20 protein-coding genes and 1 pseudogene are annotated in these 19,625 nt (G+C 37.7%); 9 read left to right on the top strand and 12 right to left on the bottom strand.

The features are described 5' to 3' along the window. Positions 1-16: 16 nt before the first annotated feature. From atpC to galU, 10 genes are all read right to left on the bottom strand, one after another. Entirely contained in the window at positions 17-457 is a 441-nt protein-coding gene (atpC, locus tag ACQV2G_RS01150) for an ATP synthase F1 subunit epsilon (protein WP_428873679.1), read from the bottom strand. Further along, positions 441-1,901, bottom strand: coding sequence for a F0F1 ATP synthase subunit beta (gene atpD / locus ACQV2G_RS01145; protein ID WP_428873680.1), 1,461 nt, complete (start codon positions 1,899-1,901; stop codon positions 441-443). The genes atpC and atpD overlap by 17 nt, the downstream gene beginning before the upstream one ends. A 2-nt stretch (positions 1,902-1,903) precedes the next feature. Continuing rightward, entirely contained in the window at positions 1,904-2,842 is a 939-nt protein-coding gene (gene atpG / locus ACQV2G_RS01140; protein ID WP_428873681.1) for an ATP synthase F1 subunit gamma, read from the bottom strand. Further along, positions 2,842-4,377, bottom strand: coding sequence for a F0F1 ATP synthase subunit alpha (gene atpA, locus ACQV2G_RS01135; protein ID WP_428873682.1), 1,536 nt, complete (start codon positions 4,375-4,377; stop codon positions 2,842-2,844). The genes atpG and atpA overlap by 1 nt, the downstream gene beginning before the upstream one ends. Continuing rightward, positions 4,374-4,778: a F0F1 ATP synthase subunit delta gene (locus ACQV2G_RS01130; protein WP_428875846.1), complete on the bottom strand. Its 405-nt coding sequence runs from the start codon at positions 4,776-4,778 to the stop codon at positions 4,374-4,376. The genes atpA and ACQV2G_RS01130 overlap by 4 nt, the downstream gene beginning before the upstream one ends. Next, complete coding sequence (gene atpF / locus ACQV2G_RS01125) at positions 4,765-5,265, bottom strand: F0F1 ATP synthase subunit B (RefSeq protein WP_428874747.1); 501 nt, start codon at positions 5,263-5,265, stop codon at positions 4,765-4,767. Before atpF ends, ACQV2G_RS01130 begins: the two co-directional genes overlap by 14 nt. A 27-nt stretch (positions 5,266-5,292) precedes the next feature. Beyond that, positions 5,293-5,505 (bottom strand): F0F1 ATP synthase subunit C, encoded by a 213-nt coding sequence (gene atpE / locus ACQV2G_RS01120; RefSeq protein WP_258435918.1) that lies wholly within the window; start codon positions 5,503-5,505, stop codon positions 5,293-5,295. A gap of 24 nt (positions 5,506-5,529) precedes the next feature. Continuing rightward, positions 5,530-6,237: a F0F1 ATP synthase subunit A gene (atpB, locus tag ACQV2G_RS01115; protein ID WP_428875844.1), complete on the bottom strand. Its 708-nt coding sequence runs from the start codon at positions 6,235-6,237 to the stop codon at positions 5,530-5,532. Positions 6,238-6,671: 434 nt separating this feature from the next. Continuing rightward, entirely contained in the window at positions 6,672-7,553 is an 882-nt protein-coding gene (locus ACQV2G_RS01110; protein ID WP_428875842.1) for a UTP--glucose-1-phosphate uridylyltransferase, read from the bottom strand. Between the two features lie 9 nt (positions 7,554-7,562). After that, positions 7,563-8,435, bottom strand: coding sequence for a UTP--glucose-1-phosphate uridylyltransferase GalU (galU, locus tag ACQV2G_RS01105; protein WP_428875841.1), 873 nt, complete (start codon positions 8,433-8,435; stop codon positions 7,563-7,565). Between the two features lie 193 nt (positions 8,436-8,628). Here galU and ACQV2G_RS01100 point away from each other — a divergent pair, with 193 nt between their 5' ends. Next, positions 8,629-9,522, top strand: coding sequence for an LCP family protein (locus ACQV2G_RS01100; RefSeq protein ID WP_428875839.1), 894 nt, complete (start codon positions 8,629-8,631; stop codon positions 9,520-9,522). Positions 9,523-9,649: 127 nt separating this feature from the next. Continuing rightward, positions 9,650-10,372, top strand: coding sequence for a TraX family protein (locus tag ACQV2G_RS01095; protein WP_428873688.1), 723 nt, complete (start codon positions 9,650-9,652; stop codon positions 10,370-10,372). Between the two features lie 24 nt (positions 10,373-10,396). Here ACQV2G_RS01095 and ACQV2G_RS01090 read toward each other — a convergent pair whose 3' ends face one another. Further along, positions 10,397-11,176 carry a threonine/serine ThrE exporter family protein gene (locus ACQV2G_RS01090; protein ID WP_428873689.1) on the bottom strand — a complete coding sequence of 260 codons (780 nt, stop codon included), beginning with the start codon at positions 11,174-11,176 and terminating at the stop codon, positions 10,397-10,399. 241 nt (positions 11,177-11,417) lie between these two features. Here ACQV2G_RS01090 and ACQV2G_RS01085 point away from each other — a divergent pair, with 241 nt between their 5' ends. Further along, positions 11,418-12,419 carry an ornithine cyclodeaminase family protein gene (locus tag ACQV2G_RS01085; RefSeq protein WP_428875837.1) on the top strand — a complete coding sequence of 334 codons (1,002 nt, stop codon included), beginning with the start codon at positions 11,418-11,420 and terminating at the stop codon, positions 12,417-12,419. 173 nt (positions 12,420-12,592) lie between these two features. After that, the gene (locus tag ACQV2G_RS01080; RefSeq protein WP_428873691.1) at positions 12,593-12,874 is read left to right on the top strand and encodes a GNAT family N-acetyltransferase; all 282 of its coding nucleotides are present in this window, start codon (positions 12,593-12,595) and stop codon (positions 12,872-12,874) included. Between the two features lie 70 nt (positions 12,875-12,944). Here the strand turns inward: ACQV2G_RS01080 and ACQV2G_RS01075 are convergent, their stop codons facing one another. Further along, positions 12,945-13,907, bottom strand: a complete 963-nt coding sequence (locus tag ACQV2G_RS01075) for an asparaginase (protein WP_428875836.1) — start codon at positions 13,905-13,907, stop codon at positions 12,945-12,947. Positions 13,908-14,679: 772 nt separating this feature from the next. Between ACQV2G_RS01075 and ACQV2G_RS01070 the strand changes: the two genes are divergently transcribed. From ACQV2G_RS01070 to ACQV2G_RS01050, 5 genes and pseudogenes are all read left to right on the top strand, one after another. Next, a complete protein-coding gene (locus ACQV2G_RS01070) occupies positions 14,680-15,405 on the top strand; it encodes a metal ABC transporter ATP-binding protein (RefSeq protein WP_428874743.1) in 726 nt (241 codons plus the stop codon). A 1-nt stretch (position 15,406) separates the two neighbouring features. Beyond that, positions 15,407-16,291, top strand: coding sequence for a metal ABC transporter permease (locus tag ACQV2G_RS01065; RefSeq protein ID WP_428875834.1), 885 nt, complete (start codon positions 15,407-15,409; stop codon positions 16,289-16,291). Beyond that, positions 16,284-17,423, top strand: a complete 1,140-nt coding sequence (locus tag ACQV2G_RS01060; RefSeq protein ID WP_428873696.1) for a metal ABC transporter permease — start codon at positions 16,284-16,286, stop codon at positions 17,421-17,423. The genes ACQV2G_RS01065 and ACQV2G_RS01060 overlap by 8 nt, the downstream gene beginning before the upstream one ends. A 262-nt stretch (positions 17,424-17,685) precedes the next feature. Then, the gene (locus ACQV2G_RS01055; protein WP_428874741.1) at positions 17,686-18,606 is read left to right on the top strand and encodes a metal ABC transporter solute-binding protein, Zn/Mn family; all 921 of its coding nucleotides are present in this window, start codon (positions 17,686-17,688) and stop codon (positions 18,604-18,606) included. 475 nt (positions 18,607-19,081) lie between these two features. Continuing rightward, positions 19,082-19,625: pseudogene (locus ACQV2G_RS01050) on the top strand (IS256 family transposase); the annotation flags it as partial.

Here is a 19,625-nt window from a genome sequence, read left to right as displayed (position 1 = left end):
AACGGAAGGTTTCTTTTTATTGATTATGTTGATGTTTGAAAGCATCCAATTGGTTGAGTGCTTTTCGTAATTCAATTTCAGCTGAATGATAAGCGCGAATATCTTGATTGATTTCTGCTTGTTTCAGCTTATCTTCAGCCATGGACAACTCCATTTTAGTCTGGGCGTCATCAATATCTAGGGCTCGAACGGCCATGTTGGCAATAATATTAAGTTCGTTGTCCCGAATTTCCAATAGTCCACCGTTAATAGCGATATAGTCATCCGGTTTGCCTTCGACTAGAGGTGCTACGATAACAGTTGAGATGTCTAAGACGGTCATCATGGCAATATGATTGGGTAGAATGGTGATACCACCATCAATGGTTTGCACATGACATTTGCGGGCACGTTTGGTATAGACTACGCCATTAGGAGAGATAATCTGAACTTGTAGATTTTTAAGCGTTTGCGTCATCCAAATCCACTCCCATTTTCTTAGCTTTTTCAATGGCTTGATCGATATTTCCTACGTTACGGAAAGCTTCTTCAGGCAGATTATCGTAATCACCATTTAGAATACCTTCGAAGCCGTCAATCGTTTCTTGTACGGTTACGTATGAACCTGGAATACCAGTAAAGGCTTCTGCTACGTGGAAGTTTTGTGATAGGAAGAGCTGAATACGTCGGGCTCTTTTAACGGTTAGTTTTTCAACTTCACTCAACTCATCTACACCCAAGATGGCGATGATATCTTTGAGGTCTTGATAGCCTTGCAAAGTTTGTTGAACGCCACGGGCTACCCGATAGTGTCGTTCGCCAACAACATCTTCAGATAAGGCTGAAGAAGAGGAGGCGAGTGGATCAACTGCTGGGTAGATACCCTGCTCGGTTAATTTACGCTCTAAGTTAGTGGTTGCATCTAAGTGAGAGAAGGTAGTCGCTGGCGCTGGATCTGTATAGTCATCGGCTGGTACATATACTGCTTGTATGGATGTAATCGATCCTGCCTTGGTGGAAGTGATTCTCTCTTGCATGGCTCCCATTTCAGAAGCTAAGGTAGGTTGATAACCTACTGCTGAAGGCATCCTTCCAAGTAGAGCCGAAACTTCAGAACCTGCTTGAGTAAAACGGTAGATGTTATCAATAAAGAGCAAGACATCTTGATGCTTTACATCACGAAAATACTCTGCCATGGTTAAACCAGACAAAGCTACCCGCATTCTAGCTCCAGGGGGTTCATTCATTTGGCCAAAGACCATGGCTGTATTTTTAGAAACACCAGAGTCGCGCATTTCATGGACGAGGTCGTTTCCTTCACGCGTTCTTTCACCAACTCCAGTGAAGACCGAAAGGCCACCGTGTTCTTGGGTAATGTTATGAATTAATTCTTGAATTAATACCGTCTTACCGACACCGGCTCCTCCAAAAAGACCAATTTTTCCACCCTTGAGGTAGGGAGCTAATAAGTCAATGACCTTTATTCCTGTTTCTAAGATTTCGAAGTTTGAAGCCAGTTCGCTATATTCAGGCGCATCGGCATGAATGGAATGTTTGACTACATCTGGGAAGAGTTCAGGTCCATTATCGACTGTATCTCCTAAAACATTGAATACGCGTCCCAATGTAGCTTCACCTACGGGTACTTTAATGGCTTCACCTAAATCGACAACAGCCATGCCCCGTGATAAACCTTCGGTTGCTTCCATGGCAATGGTACGTACGGTGTCATGCCCAATATCAATAGCGACTTCGAGTACCACTTTTCGGTGTTGGAGAATCGTCTTTAAGTCGGATGTTTCATTTACTTCCTCAAGGTCGGTTACAACCAGGGCATGATGGATTTCTGGTGTTCCGTATTCTAAAGGAAAGGAAACATCCACGACCGGTCCGATTACTTGTTTGATATGTCCGATTCGCATACTTATTTCCTTCTTTCTTTATGTTGGGCTTGAGCACCTGCAACAATTTCGATAATTTCATTGGTTACTTTAACTTGTCGGGCGCGATTATAGCGCAACTGCAAGTCTTCAATAATTTCTTTAGCATTTTCAGTGGCCGATTGCATGGCAATCATACGTGAGAAATGTTCAGCTGTTTTGGCCTGTAAGAGGGCACCGTAGACAAAAGATTCGATATATTGAGGAACTAAGCCTTCTAATACTGCTTCCATTGAGGGCTCGATTAAAAAGACTTCCGAAATTAATTCTTTTTTATCAAAAGATGGATCAAGTTCCATACGGCGGTTTAAAGAAACTACCGGTAATAAGTTATCGACTCCAAATTTTGAATTCGTACCGGAACCTACTCCATAGTGATTGTAAGCTAAATAAAGCTCATCACATTCTTTCTCCACATAGGCTGAACGTAGTTGTCTGATGAAGTAGTGAGCTTCTTGAAAGCCCGGCTGGTCAGACAGCGGATAGTAAGAGCGAGCAATTTTGTAGCCCCGTTCGCGGCAATATCTTTCACCTGTCCGTCCTAGGGTATAAAAAACTAATTCTTGTTCTTCGTCAAAGTTTTGTTCTTCAATCCACTCATCCAGCCCCTTAATTAAGTTAACATTATAGGAACCTGCTAAGCCCTTATCAGTTGAGATAAGAAAAATACCAATTTTGTTTACTTTCCGGGGAGTGATTAAAGAGCGAATTTCTGGTTTGGAAAAGTTAGGAGGGGTGACTTTTAAGGTATAGTGCAGTTGCACTATGGTTTCTCTTAAATGATCAATATAGACTTGATAAGATTGAGTCATATCCAATAAATGGTTGACTTTATTTCTTGAGACCATCTGCATAGCATTAGTTATTTTTTTTGTTTTTTCAGTAGAAGCAATATGTCGTTTGATTTCGTTTAAAGACGGCATTACTTATCACTTCCTGTTTTAGATCCTTCAGAATGAACTAGGATAAAATTATCAACAACTTTGTCTAAAATACCATTTAATTCGATTTCAGTTGGTAGGGGTTGGTTATCTTCTAATTGTCGTAAAAGCCCGGCATGATAGGTAGTAAATTCATTAGCAATTACTTCTTCTAATTGGTGAATTAAATTAACGGATACCTTATCAAAGTAACCATTACCTAAAGCGTAGAAGACGATGATTTGAACGCCAGAGCGCATAGGTTTGTGAAGGCCTTGCTTTAAAACTTCAACGATGCGCTCGCCACGTCTTAATTGGCGGGCAGTCATTTCATCGATGTCTGATCCAAAGGAAGTAAAGGCTTCTAATTCGCGATAGGAAGCTAGGTCTAAACGTAAGGTTCCTGATACTTGTTTCATGGCTTTTAATTGCGCAGATCCTCCAACCCGTGAAACCGATAGTCCGGCATTAATGGCTGGTCGAACGCCAGAGAAGAAGAGATCACTTTGTAAGAAGATCTGTCCGTCTGTAATGGAAATAACGTTGGTTGGGATATAAGCTGAGATATCACCTGCTTGCGTTTCAACAATCGGTAAAGAAGTGATCGAACCACCGCCTAATTCATCCGATAATTTAGCTGAACGTTCTAAAAGACGTGAGTGTAGATAAAAAATATCCCCAGGATAGGCTTCACGCCCAGGTGGTCGTTTGAGCAAGAGGGACATTTCACGATAAGCTGCTGCTTGTTTGGATAAATCGTCATATATAATTAAGACGTGCTTTCCTTCGTACATAAACTCCTCAGCCATAGCAGTTGCCGCATAGGGAGCGATGTATAAAAGAGGAGCAGGCTTGGAAGCAGAAGCAGTCATTACTATAGTGTAATCCATTGCACCACGGTTGGTCAGAGTATTGACAATGTTTTTTACCGTTGATTCCTTTTGTCCAATCGCTACATAGATACAAATAACATCTTTGCCTTTTTGATTTAAGACGGCATCGATAGCGAGTGAAGTTTTACCAGTTTTACGGTCTCCGATAATTAATTCCCTTTGACCTCTTCCGATGGGAACTAGGGAGTCAATGGCCTTAATACCTGTTTCCAAAGGCTTTTTAACCGACTGTCTTTCCATGATGCCCGGAGCTTCTTGTTCGACGGGTCGTGTTTTGTTGGTTAAAATAGGTCCTTTATCATCTATGGGACGTCCTAAGGCGTCTACCACTCGTCCAAGCAGGGCCTTACCAACGGGAACTTCCATGGTGTGGTTCATTCGACGAATAATATCGCCTTCATGGATTTGATGGTAGGAGCCAAAAATAATTACTCCGACTTGGTCGTTTTCAAGGTTTTGTACCATGCCGATGGTTCCATCATTGAACTCAACCATCTCACCATACATGGCGTTGTCTAATCCTTCAGAAAAGGCGATACCGTCGCCGACATAAGAAACGGTTCCGATTTCTTCTAACTTCTTATCAATTTCAAAGTCGTGGATTTGTTTTAAAACATCTTTTGTAAACTTTTCGTTTGTGCTCATGAAGAAATCACCTCTTCACTTTCCGAAATATTAATTTCATTTTGCATAGTTTGCAAGATCTGTCCGCCAGAAAGCTCATAGTAGAAGCGTTCGCTTTGTAAGCGGACACCAATAATTAAGTCTGGGTTAATAATAGTGGTAAAAGAACGAATAGAAAAGCCAGTAATGCGCATGAATTCACGGGCAATTTTAAGCTTTTCTGTTTTGGTTAAGGGGATCGCTGAAGATAAAAAGAGTCGCTCTCCAGTTAACTCTTTTAAGATTTCTTGACCTTCTTCTTCATCATTAATTTCAATGTCTAGCAGTTCGAAGAGCAGGTCATCTTCATAGGTGACCTGTCGTCCTGATTTTAGGGCGAGCTCTGCTAAGTCTTCTTGTTTGTGAAGTCTACCGTTGTTCATCGAGCTCCTCCAATCGAGTGATAAATTCTTGAATCATTTGACGGTGGTCATCTTCTGAAATTTCACGACGAATGACCTTGCCTGCCATGGCAACTGCCATATGGACTAATGATTCTTGCATATTTTCGGCAAAGTTTTGTCTTTGTAATTTTAAATCTTCTTGCGTCATTTGCAGCATTTTGCTTTGTTCTTGACGTGTTTCTTCAATCATCTTGTCGCGCAGATGATTGGCATCAATTTGTGCTTGACGAATAATTTTTTCAGCTTCTAAGTGAGCTGATTTTAGTTGTGCATCAATTTGTGATAGGGCTTCCTTGTTCTTATTCTTAGCTTCTTCAGCCGCTTGCCAATCGTCAGTAATTTTTTTCTGACGCGTTTCTAGCATTTGGTTGAAGGGTTTCCATGCGAATTTATGGATGACAAAGAGTAAAATCAAAAAGGATGCAAGCGTTAAAAGGGCTTCGCCCAGAATAATAGTAAAGTCCAATATTGACACTCCTTAAATAGTTGATGGTTAGCTAAAGATTAAGATAAAGGAAATAACAACAGCGATAATCGGAACAGCCTCAATCAGACCAACACCTAGGAACATTAAAGCTCTTAATTGTGAGTCTAATTCGGGTTGACGTGAAATGGATTCGATGGTTTTAGAAATAACCATTCCGTTACCAATTGACGCACCTAGGGCAGCGATTCCGACAGCAAGTGCAGCAGCTAATTCAGTCATATTTAAATCTCCTTTGTATTTGGATTAGTGATTAATTTTGTGTGATAAATAAACCATAGTTAAAGTGGTAAAAATATAAGCTTGGATAGCACCAATAAAGACAGAGAAGCCTTGCCAGACAAATTGTAAGGGAATGGCAATTACCCAAGTAAATGGAATGAAGACCATAGCGAATTTAGCAATCAGTCCGACTAAAACTTCCCCGGCAAAAATATTACCAAACAAACGTAGGGCTAAGGTGGTTGTATTGATTGTTTCCTCAACCAATTGTAAAGGTAATTTTAAAATGTTTGGGCGAGCGTAAAAGTTTTTAAAGTGACCTCCTAAACCATTCTTTTTAATCCCTAAAATGTGACCTGATAAAATAGCAATAATTGCTAGGGAAATGGTTACGATAGGATCAGCCGTTGGGCTTCGCCAAAATGATTCATGCTCTGTCACAATTAAAAAGGGGAGTCCAATTAAGTTTGACACAAAAATGAACAAGAAAAAGGTCAACCCTAGATTGACATAAACACTTTGGTGCTGGCCGAGGGTTGAGTCACAGATGCCTTCAACAAATTCAATGATGATTTCCATCAAAACTTGGAATTTGGAAGGATGATTGGCTGATAATCTGCGGCTAACTAATAAGCACAACACCGTGATGATGGCTACCACGACCAGGGTGGCTATCAAGGTGTTGAAGTTAAAAGATAGGCCGAGAAAACGAACAATCGGTGTATCTTCCATTCAGATTCCTTCTTTCATAAGTTTTAATGCTGATTTTACACTTATTAAACAGTTAAACTATTTTTCTAAGAAAAAAAGTAAAATTTTAGCACTTATATCCACTATAGCATAATTTTTATGACTTTCAAAAGAAATCGTAGTGCTTTGGCTTTTATAGCAGTTTAACCTTTAAGTTAACTTGTTAAAGTTTTTTAATAATTATGGAGTTATTTATTGATAGCATAGGGGATACAATCGTTTTTTATTCGCTTACATAAAACGGCATAAATTATTATTTAAGTGGTGCAATATTATACAATATAAAAATACGAATATTAGAAAAAAATTTTATTTTTATTTGTGTTTTCTGAAATTTCTTATTTATTATCGACCTCCATAGCCTTTATAATTTCTAAAATAAAAAGCAGAGTCATAAATTGACACTGCTTTTATAACTATTCATTCGCAAACTTTTCAGCTAAATTTTTAAGATAAGGGATAAATTCCTCTTTAACTTCAGGATGATCGATGGCGAATATAATAGAAGCTTTGAGCATCCCTTTAGCATCTCCTACTTCAAACCATTCGCCTTGATATTCGTAAGCTAATAGGGGATGCGTTTTTTGTAATTCAATTAAGGCGTCAGTCAATTCCACTTCACCTGTTGCTCCAACTTCAAGTTGGTCTAGGATGGAAAAGATTGTCGGTTCTAGGATATAACGCCCCGCTGCAGCCATATTTGAAGACGGTTGATCTTGTGGTTTTTCTATCATATCGAGGACTTGAAAGACGTGAGGGGTAGCTGTTTCTTCAATAGCTAAGATACCATAATTTTTGGTCTTATCAGGATCGACACGAACGCCGGCAATTACTGTTTGTCTTTTTTCCGCATAGAGATCAATAATCTGTTTGGAAAGATTTTCTCCCCTTATAATATCATCTCCTAAGAGTAGTAAGAAGGGATCATTGCCGATAAAGGCCTTGGCGTGACGAACTGCATCACCCAGTCCTCTTGGATGGTGTTGTCTGGTATAATGAATATTTAAGTTAGATGTTTCAGTAGCTAGTTTAAGGAGTTTCTCCTTCCCTTTGGCTTTTAAATTTTGTTCGAGGGTAAAGTTGGCATCAAAATGATCTTCTATTTCTTGTTTTCCTTTACCAGTAATAATTAAAATATCTTCAATCCCAGCCGCAATAGCCTCTTCAACAATGAATTGAATGGCCGGCTTATCGATAATAGGTAAGATTTCTTTGGCAATTGCCTTGGTGGCTGGCAAAAAGCGCGTGCCTAGACCAGCGGCTGGAATAACAGCTTTTTTAACTTGAACCTTAGTCATAATAACCTCCTATAAGCGCTCGTCAACAGTGGACTTGATAAATTTAATTAAGTCATCGCGTAAATCCGGAAGACTGAGACCATATTCTATTACTGTCTTCATATAACCGAATTTATTTCCTACATCATAACGATGTCCATTAAACTCCAGGGCGAAGACGCGTTGGATTTTATTCAAGCGATCGATGGCATCAGTTAATTGAATCTCGTTACCAGCCCCAGCTGTTTGTGTTTCTAATAGTGAAAAGATTTCTGGTGTTAATAGGTAGCGGCCGATGATAGCCAAATTGGACGGTGCGACTTCGGGTGCTGGCTTTTCGACAAACCGTCTCACATTATAAACACCTTTTTTGTATTGGCGCTCCGGATCAATGACACCGTATTTGGAGGTATCTTGAGGTGGGATTGACATGACTGCTAGAGTAGAGGCATGGGTATCTTTATAATTATCGATTAATTGTTTGGTCAAGGGAACCGTATCAGTCATTAAGTCATCGCCTAACATGACGACAAAAGGTTCATCTCCTACAAAATTCTTGGCTTGTAAAACAGCGTGGCCCAGGCCCTTTGGATAAGATTGACGTTTAAAGAAGAGGTTAATCTTATTAAGATCTTTGACAGTGGTTAGTAATTCTTCTTTACCTTTAGCTTCTAAGACGGCTTCTAACTCCTCATTGGCATCAAAATGGTCTTCAATGGGCCGCTTAGACCGTCCGGTCACAATTAAGATATCCTCGATACCTGATTGAAGGGCTTCTTCCACAATAAACTGAATAGTCGGTTTATTAATGATAGGAAGCATTTCTTTAGGCATGGCCTTTGTTGCAGGAAGAAACCTAGTTCCAAGCCCTGCTGCGGGGATGACGGCTTTTCTAACTTTCATAGACAATCTCCTTTGTTTGTAATCCATTTTATCATACGGTTTTTATCTGATATTCTCAAGCCATGTCAATTCTTAAATAGCCTCAAAGTTTTTAAAGTGATTAGTGATAAGTTAGTATTTTTTGTGAATTTCTAGAAATCGCCTCGGAAATAACTTATAATAACTATGCTATTATAGAAAGGAAGATGGAACAATGTCCAAAAAACTAATTAAATATATTACTGTCTTTGCTTTATTCATGACATCATTATTCACAACTACTGTGACTACCCATGCTATGGATATTAATAAGCCATTCTCAGTCTTACTTTTAGGGATTGATACGGGCGATTTAGGTCGAACAGAAGTTGGGCGTTCAGATGTTATGATGGTTGCTACGATAAATCCTAAGGAAGAAAATATTGTCATTACCTCTATTCCTCGTGACTCCTATGTTGTTATTCCTGATAGAGGAATGGATAAAATCAATCACGCTTATGCCTTTGGGGGACCAGAATTGTCAGTTGAAACAGTCGAAAACTGGTTAGATATTGAAATTCCATACTATATTACCGTTGATATGAAAGGCTTAGCTGATGTAGTTGATTCTGTAGGAGGAATTGATGTTGTTCCACCAACTTCTTTTGAAATCAGCGGTTATAGTTTTACTGAAGGTCAAGAACTACATTTAGATGGTGAGATGGCGCTTGCTTACGTTAGAGAACGCTACAATTCTGGTGGCGACTATGCTCGTCAAAAGCGTCAACGTCAAGTGGTAGTTGGTATTGCCCAATCTGCTTTAAATAAAAGCAGAGGTATTAAAGAAGTAATAGATATGACGACGGCTATTAACAAATATGTGGGGATGAATCTCAATATGTTTGATTTGGGTAAGCTAGTAATTTCACACTTAGATATGCGTCCAACGCTAACCTTTAATCAATTTGAAGGTGAAGGCTTTATGTTAGACGGCATCTATTATGATCAAATTACTGAAGAGTCCTTTAATAAGAATCAACAAATTATTAAGGACGAGTTAGACGGTAAGCTTACCAATAATTCAGAAAATGAAGAAAGCTTTAAATTAGAAAAAGAATCGGATAAATAAATGAAAACAGACAGCTAGGCATAGCATCATTGCCCCTAGCTGTCTGTTTTTTTATTGTTTTAAAAGCGTTTTCTCTATATAATAAGAATAATTTTAAAAATAAATTTGATGAGTGGGTGACAATAAAATGAAGAACTTTAAAGGCTTTTTAACAGCTGGCCATTTAAAGTGGTTGGCTTTAATTTTTATGATCATTGACCATACAGCTGTTGTTCTGATCGAAATGGGCATCTTTAGACATCAGAGTGATTACAGCTATGAATTCTTAAGCCAGATGGTAAGCGTTTATGAAATTATGCGAAATATTGGGCGCTTAGCTTTTCCAATCTATCTTTATCTATTATTAGAAGGTTATCATCATACTAAAAATTTGAAGCGTTATTTTATGCGTTTGGGGTTTTTAGCAGTGATATCGGAAATACCTTTTGATTTAGCCTTTGCTGATCAAGTCTTTTATTGGAACCATCAAAATGTTTTCATAGAATTATTGATTGCCTTAATGCTTTTTGTAAGTCTGGATTATTTTAAAGATCGTTGGTTGATGCGTTTAGTGAGTGTCGGCTTATGCTTTGGCTTAGCATATTTAACTATGGCAGATTATGACTTATTTGGTTTATTAGCTGCTTTAATTTTTTATTTTGCTTATGGTAAACGATTAAGAGAGGCGCTAGCCGTTCTGCCAGCCTTTGCTTTTGAGTATTTCATGCCCACTGTTTTTCTCAGCAGTCTATTTATTCTTTTTTATAATGGTAAGCGTGGTAGGGTTCAACAAGCCTTTCACTATTGGGCCTATCCGGGACATATTTTATTGCTTTATCTAATTAAATTAATGCTTTTTAAATCCAATTAAAAATCGGTTTTTGGCTATCGGTTTTTAGCTTAGGAAGGGCAGGAGTATTTGACTAAGAAGAATTCCTAGGGTATACCCAATAGTCAGAGAAATGATGACCATTATTGCATCAATGCCCTTGATTATACCAGCAAGATTGTTCCCTTTAAGAATATCGCGCATGGCATTGGTCGTTGAAGTTACTGGATAATTTGGCATGATCATAGCTCCTAAAATAATGCCTGGATGAATGGTTGAAGGGAAACTAGCATCAATCCATTTTACGGCTAAAGATCCTAGAGCGATGGATAAGATATTAAAGAAAAAGTCAGTGAGAAAAGTTGTTTTGCGCCAATATTCTAAAGCTAGTATGAGACAAGCAATTAGAAAAGCGACCAACATATCGATATTAGTTCCGCCAAAGAGAATGACGAAGAGGACCATCAGGATTAGGTTAATGTATTTAATTAAAAAGCCATACTTATCATCCTTGATATTTTTCATGGCTTCATAGGCTTGATCAACAGATATTGCGCCAGAAACATAGGATCTAGAAATATCATTTACTTTAGCGATGTGTTGGATATTGTTTTGTCGCTGATTTATGCGAACAATACCAGAAAAACTATATTCTGCCAAGTCTGTATCTGTTAGCGATAAAAAAAGACCGGTGGTGTTGGAATAGCTAGAAGGGGAGTCAAGGCCAGTTGTTTGAAGGATTCTCAAAGTCGTGTCTTCAACACGGTGTTCCTCGGCATTGGATTCTAAAAGAATCTTCCCAGCTAAACGTGCTAATTTAAAAACTTTCTTATAGAAAATACGCATTCAACCACCCTCCTTCTTTTTTATATTTTAGAACCTATTGCTTTAAAAGGCAAGGAGAGTCAATCAATTGGTGGAGTACTATGAGTAAAGTATAATAATTGTTAAATAATTAATTACGAAAGGACGAACTTATGGCCTATCAAGCGAAAACCAAACAAACTCAAGCTAGCGTTAAAGCATTTATTCAAAGCATCGAAAAAAGAAAAGTGTCATGATACAATAATCATAAAGGGGTGATTTAATGGATCAATCAAGTTTACTGATCAATGATTCCACAATTGAGCATTTAATTACCATGGAAGATACCGTTGAAATTATTGACAATGTTTTTAAAGAATTTGCGGCTGGTCAAGTGGTTAATCCAGGTAAGGTAACTTTGGATATGGGGGAAACGGGAGGCTGGCCTTTTCATGAAGCCTTTCTTAACGCCATGCCAGCTTATTTAGGCTCTCTAAAAGTAGCAGGTCAAAAATTTGTGGGAGGTTTTGCAGGAGAACGAGCTAAAGCGGGTTTACCCTTTATTAATGCGATGATCATGCTAGTCGATGCTAGAATGGGTAATTTTATTTCAGTATTAGATGGGACACGGATTTCGAATATGCGAACCGGAGCGCAAGCAGCTGTAGCTTTAAAATATATGCTTAATAAGCCTAAGGTTAAAATGGGTATCTTCGGCGCTGGTCAACAAGCTAGACAGGTTACTCATGCCATTTCAACTGTTTTTGAGATAGTAGAATTAAGGGTTTGGAATATCCACCACGATACAGCCGAAGAGTTTAAAGAGGATATGCAAAAATATGTCCAAGGGGCCATTAAAATCTGTGAAGACGGTCAAGAGTCTTGTCAAGTAGACGCGGTTTTTACCCTAACTCCTTCTAAGGTTGCTTTAATAAAAGAAGAGTGGGTACAAAAAGGAACTATCGTTTTCCCAATGGGATCCTACCAAGAAATTGAATACGAATTGATCCATCAAGCAGATGCTATTGTGGTCGACCACGTCAGTCAAGCTCTTAATCGTGGAATCTTGAAACCTCTCTATCAGTCAGGTCAAATTTTAGAAGAAGATATCACAGCTACTTTGGCTGAACTTTCTGAGAGTCCGAGTGAAAAGATTGATCCAAAAAATCAGCGCATCATCTGTATTCCAATTGGAATCGGTGCCACGGATGTAGCTGTCGCTCACGAAGTCTATCAAAGGGCCTTAGCACAAGGTTTGGGAACTTCCTTTGATTTTACCGCTTAATTATTTATTGACCAACATCCTAGAGCTTCTTTTAAGAGCGAGCAATACTTATATTTCTCCTATATTAAAAGTAGGTTAAATTGAGTCGTTTAAGATTACAAACGCTTACATTTTGTTTATAATAGTTTTAAGTGACTTTCAGTTAAAAAATAGGTTTAGAAAAGAGGGTTTCGATGAAAATCGTGGATGATTCGAGAAGGTTGGTTGCAGTAGATGAACAAGAAAATACACTGGCACAGATGGTTTATGAATTAACCGAAGGCGATAAAATCTGGGTCACTCATACTTTTACTCACCCTACCAATCAGGGTAGGGGGCTAGCTGGCGAGTTGTTCAATGCAATGGTCGATAAAGCCCGGAGGGAAGGAAGAAAGATTACTTCCACTTGCACCTATGTGACCCACAAGCTAGCTAAGGATCCTGAAAAATATCAGGATGTGACGGCAGACTCTTAAGGATTTAAGCCAATAAATTAAGACCTCCCATTGATTCGTTAATCAATGGGAGGTCGTCTTTGTATTAAGATTATAGATGGAAGGCTGAAGCAATTTCTCCTTCTATCTCCGCGTTCAAAATCGCTGATAATTTAAGTCGTGCTTTTACGCCAGAAAGTCCTTGCGCAAATATGATCCCCATTTGTTTCAATTGTTTACCACCGCCTACATAGTCATAGACATCTTCAGTGACTCCGTTAAAGGCTCGAGAAACCATCACAATAGGAATGTTTTTTTCTAACAGTTGTTGAATGGGTGGAAGTGTCTCGGGTGGAATATTACCAGCGCCTAATCCTTCAATGACTAAGCCATCAAAATTATTATCTAGGACTGTTTGAAAGAGTTCGGGCCCCATGCTGGCGTAAGTTTTAATTAAGACAACTTTTTTACTAATTGAATTAACTTTATAATATTCACGGTGCAGTGATTCTTGGAAATAAATGACCTGGTTTTTAGAAATTAATCCAATCGGTCCAAAGGTAGGTGTCTGGAAGGTTGCAACATTAGTGGTATGGGTTTTGGTCACATAAGTAGCGGTATGGATTTCTTCATTCATCACCACTAATACCCCTTTGCCGTGGGACTTCTCATCACGGGCTACAAAGATGGAAGAGCGGAGATTGGCTAAACCGTCAGATCCAATTTCGTTACTTGAGCGCATGGCTCCCGTTAAAACGACTGGAATGGGGATATCAAGGGTTAGTTCTAAGAAATAGGCTGTCTCTTCCAGAGTATCTGTTCCGTGGGTGACAACAATGCCATCATATTGATCCGATATCGATTGAATATAATTGCTAAGATTGAGCATCAATTCTTCGTTCATATGCGGTGAAGGAATATTCATTAAATCTTCCACAGTGATATCAGCGAATTGGTTAAAGAAAGAAGATTGGGTAATAATTGGGTTTTCAGATGAGGGAGATACCTTACCACTGGTTTGGTCTTCAGACATGGCAATCGTGCCACCGGTATTAATTAATAATAATTTCTTCATGCTTTCACTCCTCATGGTTGTTCTTAGAAAAGTATAACGTTTTCAAATTCAGTAAACAATCCCTACTGCTTTGATTTTAATAAGAGTTTGGTTAAAGTTATGAAAAGGCGTTTCCCCTGTCTAAATCCAGATGAACCAGATGTAATAGGGAAAACTTCTTTGGGTTTTTAAAAAATTTAGGGTGTTAAGGATGATAATATAGGGCGGATTTTATAATGAACTTGGACACTCATTCGTCTAAGTAAAAAAACGACACTGAATTCATTTTCTATTGAAGTGACCAATCATCAATAAAGGAGAATTCAAATGTCGCATGATTATCGGAATACACCTACGCAAAAAGAAAAGAATAAACGGACTTTTACTTATTGACTATAGGATACAGGCCGCATAGTTACAATAAATATTGTGGCTCGTGTTTAGGGGTTCACATCAAAAATAAGTGGATTTTATGCTTATTAAGTGATTTTTAGATGTGTCTTATTGTTGACATTTTCATAAATATACCTATACTAAATTAAGTTGAATTAGACTAAACTAAAAAATTTTTGTCAATAGTCTAATATCATTTTAATCACTTTAAAATAAAATTAAAAGAGGCCATCGGAGTTTAAGGATAAAAAATGGAGGGGATATCAGAAAAAGAAAAAGAACTAAATAGATGGAAAAGGTTCGTTAAAACTTTTCAATAATGAGTAATCTTTTAAAAAATAGATATTTTGCTGAAAATCTTTGGGTATCATTTTTATTAAATTAAATAGGAGGAAACATTATGAAAAATGCCATCGTCGAAGTTGAGGATTTAACTATGGCCTATCAAGAACAACCTGTTCTTTGGGATATTGACGTTAAAATTATGAAAGGATCAAGAACAGCTATTATTGGACCTAATGGTGCTGGTAAGTCTACTCTAATTAAAGGGATTCTAGAATTAGAAAAGCCCCTTTCAGGAAGAGTATCTATACTGGGAACACATTTTGATGCCATAAAAAATAAAGTCGCCTATATTCCCCAAGCCAGTGAAGTCAACTGGGATTTTCCAACCACTGTAGAAGATGTAGTCTTAATGGGGAGATATGTTCATTTAGGATGGATTAAACGGCCACGTAAAATTGATTATGAAAAGGCTCATCAAGCCTTAAAAGAAATTGGTATTTATGAGTATAAAGACCGCCAAATTTCTCAATTGTCAGGTGGTCAAAGACAGCGTGTATTTATTGCACGAGCCATTGCTCAAGAAGCAGAGATCTACTTTATGGATGAACCCTTAGCAGGAGTGGACAAGCGGACCGAAAGAATTTTTATCGACTTTGTCAAGCGAATCCAGCAAAAGGGGCACACGTCGATTGTTGTTCATCATGATTTGAACACTATTAAACAATATTTTGACCATGTTATTATTTTAAATAAACGTCTAATTGCGGCGGGACCAACTGAAGAAGTCTTTGTTCATGAACATTTAGTTAAAGCGAACATGACTTGGGGAGGCGAAATTTAAAGTGGATATTTTAACTAGTTATTCCTTTATTTTAATTGCACTTTCTACTTTTCTTTTAGCCTCTGCTTCAGGAGCAGTGGGAGCTGTGAGTGTATTTAAAAGTCAATCACTGATTGGCGATGCAATTGGGCATGCTACTTATCCTGGGATTGTTTTAGCCTTCATGTTGACGCTCTCCAAAGATACCATGACCATGATGATCGGAGCCGTTATTAGTGGGGGAGTGGCTTACGGTTTAATTCAAATCATTGACCAACATTCCAAACTTAATTTAGATGCAATTCTAGCCATCATTTTATCATCTTTCTTTGGTTTTGGTATGGTATTAAAGAGCAATATTTCTGGCAATCCGCGTTTTAAAGGAGCTTCTCAATCAGGGTTAAAAAATTACCTTTTCGGTCAAGCCTCTTATATTATGGAAAATGATTTAAAAATCATTTTAATTGTGGCCCTTATCTCTATTTTTATATTAATTCTCTTTAAAAAAGAAATTAAGTTGTTTGTCTTTGATGAAGTTTATGCGAAAACAGTGGGTATTAAACCTGTTATTCTTTACAGTATTATTCTGGTCATGACGATGAGTTTAATTGCTGTAGGCTTAAAACTTGTCGGAACCATTCTAATTGCTTCAATTTTGATTGTACCTTCCATTGCAGCGATGCAATGGACCCATCGTTTTGAGCGCGTTTTAATTCTTTCAGGGATCTTTGGTGGTATATCTGCCGTGATTGGAACTTATATCTCTACCAAATATAACGGTATGAGTACGGGTCCGACTATTATTTTGACCTTATCAATTGTCGCATTACTTTCGATGCTTTTTGGTAAAAAGGGAATTGTTCAAAAAACACTCATGCCAAAAAAAGGAGGAGAATTCAATGATTGAGAATATCTTACTATTATTTGATATTACCTATGAATCACTGATCATTCTGGTATTGACAGCTATCGCTTGTGCAATCATTGGCTGTTTCCTTTTATTGAGAAATCTTTCGATGTTAGGAGATGCCATTTCTCATACCGTATTATTAGGAATCGTATTAGCTTATTTTATCGCTCATGACTTAACATCCCCCTTATTAATAATTGGCGCCGCTTTGATAGGCGTTTTTACTGTCTGGGGCGTCGAGAGTTTATCCAATACCGGCTTAATAAAAAATGATGATGCGGTTGGTGTTGTCTATCCGCTCTTTTTCGCCTTATCCGTTATTTTAATAACTAAATATGGGAGGAACGTTCATCTTGATACGGATGCTGTGTTAATGGGGGATGTGGGAATGGCTTCCTTAACTCGTTTGGATGTCTTTGGTATTTCGATTGCTAAATCAGCTGTTCAAATGAGTGTTATGTTACTCATAAATATTTTGTTTATTGTACTCTTCTATAAGGAATTGAAAATCACAACCTTTGATGCCCAATTTGCCCAAGTGGCTGGGTTTACCCAGATTATGCTCTTTTATGGTTTGATGTTGTTAACTTCAATCACAACGGTTGTCGCTTTTGATGCGGTGGGGGCCATTCTTGTTATTTCCTTCTTAATCGCACCAGCTGCTTCAGCCTATCTCATTGTAAAAAAATTAAATCATATGCTTTTGATAGCCAGTCTTTATGCAATTTTTAACTCCGTTTTGGGTTATTTTATCGGCTTAGGCTTAAATGTTTCACTCTCTGGTATGACAGCCACCATTGCAGGAATCACGTTTGGATTGACTTTCTTGTTTAATAAAAATGGATTCATTACTCAAATGGTCCGTAAGATTCAACAAAAAAGAACCTTAAAAGAAGAATTATTTATTATGCATCTGGCAAATCATAGGAATACAGTCAATGAATTGAGTGAAGTTGGCTTCCAATCAATAAAAGAGCATTTACAATGGCCCCAAGAGCAAATTGAAAAAGTAGCAAACCGTTTAATAAAAAATGACGAAGTTTTTCATGATAATTTGAATGCTACTTATCAACTAACTTCAAAAGGTCAAGTAAGAGTAAAATCTCTTAAAGAAAGGTATAATCTTTAATTCAGTCCTCTAACGCCAATCTGTTTGCGCATAAGAATCCATGTCCATTACTAGGACGTGGGTTCTTTTAATATTGAAGATGTAAATGAATAAAATAAGGAATCTTTGGTAAAAGTTTACAAAGTTAATCGTCATTTATCAAAAAATAAGGAAAAATCTTTAATTAGTTTAGATTCGTCTAAAATTCTGTTGACATGTAATGATTACTATTATATACTTACCTTACAAAAATAATTAGGGTAACCTAAAAAGGAGATATAGTATGAAAAAGTTTATTAAGTTTCTGTTCGCAATGGCATTGTTTATGGGGTCATCCGTTAGTTTAGCTTCGAGTGTTGCAGCTGAAGAAAAACCAATGGTTACTGTAACCACCTCATTTTTAGGAGATATGGTAAAGAACTTAGCCGGAGATCTGGTAACCATTGAAATGATTATTCCAGCAGGGGAGGATCCGCATTTGTATGAGCCAAGACCTCAAGATTTGCAAAAATTAAAAGAAGCTGATCTTGTTTTATACCATGGTTTGCATTTTGAAGGAAAAATGATTGAACAATTAGAACCAATTGGTGTGGCAGTTTCAGAAAATTTTGATTCGAATGAGGTCGGAGTAATGGACGACGATGGGGGAATGGCTGTCGATCCTCATTTCTGGTTTGATTTGAATCTCTATCAACAAGCTACTCAAAGAGCTTCTGAAGCCCTAATCGAGTTAATACCAGACAATGAAGCTGAAATTATGGAGCATACCGATAAGTATATTACGCAATTGAAAGAATTAGATAAAGAATTAGAGGAAAAAATTGCTTCAATTCCAGAAGAAAGTCGCTTCTTAATTACACCACATGATGCTTTCAATTATTTCTCAAGAGCTTATAATATTCCAGTACGTGCTCCTCAAGGGGTAACAACCGATTCTGAGGTTTCTAATAAAGATATTGATGATACTGTTGATTTTATTGTTGAAAATAAAATTAAAGCAATCTTTGCTGAATCAACAACCGATCCAGCACGGATGGAAAAATTAAAAGAAGCTTGTGCCTCTAAAGGTTTTGAAGTGAAAGTTGTTAGTGGAGAAGGTCAAGAACTTTTCTCTGATTCATTAGCACCTGAAGGTCAAGAGGGAGATACATTTATTGATATGTGTCGTCATAATGTTGATTTAATTGTAAACAATTTAAAATAATAACTTAAATGCGATTCGACCTAAAATATACCGAGGAATTCTCGGTATATTTTTTTTGTATGGTTAACTCAAAGTCTTATTTCAGTAAAGCCTTGAGAGATAAACTTATGGGCTTTATGAACATATAAATAGATTTATAGATCAAGCTTAATACATAGCGTAAAATTTTTTGTGTAAGCTCCGAGACTCCCTAGAAAAAGAGACCTCACTTATGTAAGATTGTAATAACCACAAAACAATCATACACAGGAGGTCCCTTATGGAAGACTTTAACACAAAATAATTCACAGCACTAGCCCAAGGTGAATCTGTTCATGAACTGTTTCGTCAGGCTTTAGAAGAAGCGATTAATCTACTGCTTGAAAGTGAAAGAATCGTCTTTCTTGATGATGAGAAATGAGAAGTCAAAGGCTACCATGCAGGCAATTCTAGAAATGGCTATTATTCGAGAACTTTAATAACAGAATATGGCAGGTTGAATCTTAAAGTACCCCGTAATCGTTTAGGTGAATGAGACGTTAAAACACTCCAATGTCTTCAAGAAGTGCTCTCTCATCTAGAGGAGATGATTGTTTGGATGGTTCAAAAGGCTGTGACGACACGTGACAATTCAAAGCTCATCGAAAAGATGTAAGGTCCTCATTATTCTCCAACGACCATTTCCAATCTATCAAAAACTATTGAAGAGGAAATGGGTGCTTATCGACAACGCCCCATCAAACAAGACGATGTATGTTTATACTGTGAGGCTACTTTTGTCCCTGTAAGGCGTGGAAATGTCTCTAAGAAAGCCGTCCATACTATTATCGGTATCGATGCTCAAGGCTATAAGGAAATACTCGATTTTCAAGTCTATCCTACAGAGTCAGCTCTTCATTACCGTGAAATGCTTCAAGACTTAAAACAAAGAGGGCTAGAAAATGTTTTACTTTTTGTCTCAGACGAATTAACCGGGTTAGCGGAGGCCCTGACTAATGAGTTTCCGATGGCCCTTCATCCATCTTGTTGGACACACTTAC

The sequence above is a fragment of the Facklamia sp. P12955 genome, assembly GCF_050409565.1.
Classification (GTDB): Bacteria; Bacillota; Bacilli; order Lactobacillales; family Aerococcaceae; genus Facklamia.
This window is presented reverse-complemented; position numbering and strand designations above follow the sequence as displayed.

Coding starts and splice junctions, on each gene's coding strand:
- atpC (WP_428873679.1), bottom strand. CDS start 457: ATGACGCAAACGCTTAAAAATCTACAAGTTCAGATTATCTCTCCTAAT.
- atpD (WP_428873680.1), bottom strand. CDS start 1,901: ATGCGAATCGGACATATCAAACAAGTAATCGGACCGGTCGTGGATGTT.
- atpG (WP_428873681.1), bottom strand. CDS start 2,842: ATGCCGTCTTTAAACGAAATCAAACGACATATTGCTTCTACTGAAAAA.
- atpA (WP_428873682.1), bottom strand. CDS start 4,377: ATGAGCACAAACGAAAAGTTTACAAAAGATGTTTTAAAACAAATCCAC.
- ACQV2G_RS01130 (WP_428875846.1), bottom strand. CDS start 4,778: ATGAACAACGGTAGACTTCACAAACAAGAAGACTTAGCAGAGCTCGCC.
- atpE (WP_258435918.1), bottom strand. CDS start 5,505: ATGACTGAATTAGCTGCTGCACTTGCTGTCGGAATCGCTGCCCTAGGT.
- atpB (WP_428875844.1), bottom strand. CDS start 6,237: ATGGAAGATACACCGATTGTTCGTTTTCTCGGCCTATCTTTTAACTTC.
- ACQV2G_RS01110 (WP_428875842.1), bottom strand. CDS start 7,553: ATGACTAAGGTTCAAGTTAAAAAAGCTGTTATTCCAGCCGCTGGTCTA.
- galU (WP_428875841.1), bottom strand. CDS start 8,435: ATGAAAGTTAGAAAAGCCGTCATCCCCGCAGCAGGGCTTGGAACTAGG.
- ACQV2G_RS01100 (WP_428875839.1), top strand. CDS start 8,629: ATGTCCAAAAAACTAATTAAATATATTACTGTCTTTGCTTTATTCATG.
- ACQV2G_RS01095 (WP_428873688.1), top strand. CDS start 9,650: ATGAAGAACTTTAAAGGCTTTTTAACAGCTGGCCATTTAAAGTGGTTG.
- ACQV2G_RS01090 (WP_428873689.1), bottom strand. CDS start 11,176: ATGCGTATTTTCTATAAGAAAGTTTTTAAATTAGCACGTTTAGCTGGG.
- ACQV2G_RS01085 (WP_428875837.1), top strand. CDS start 11,418: ATGGATCAATCAAGTTTACTGATCAATGATTCCACAATTGAGCATTTA.
- ACQV2G_RS01080 (WP_428873691.1), top strand. CDS start 12,593: ATGAAAATCGTGGATGATTCGAGAAGGTTGGTTGCAGTAGATGAACAA.
- ACQV2G_RS01075 (WP_428875836.1), bottom strand. CDS start 13,907: ATGAAGAAATTATTATTAATTAATACCGGTGGCACGATTGCCATGTCT.
- ACQV2G_RS01070 (WP_428874743.1), top strand. CDS start 14,680: ATGAAAAATGCCATCGTCGAAGTTGAGGATTTAACTATGGCCTATCAA.
- ACQV2G_RS01060 (WP_428873696.1), top strand. CDS start 16,284: ATGATTGAGAATATCTTACTATTATTTGATATTACCTATGAATCACTG.
- ACQV2G_RS01055 (WP_428874741.1), top strand. CDS start 17,686: ATGAAAAAGTTTATTAAGTTTCTGTTCGCAATGGCATTGTTTATGGGG.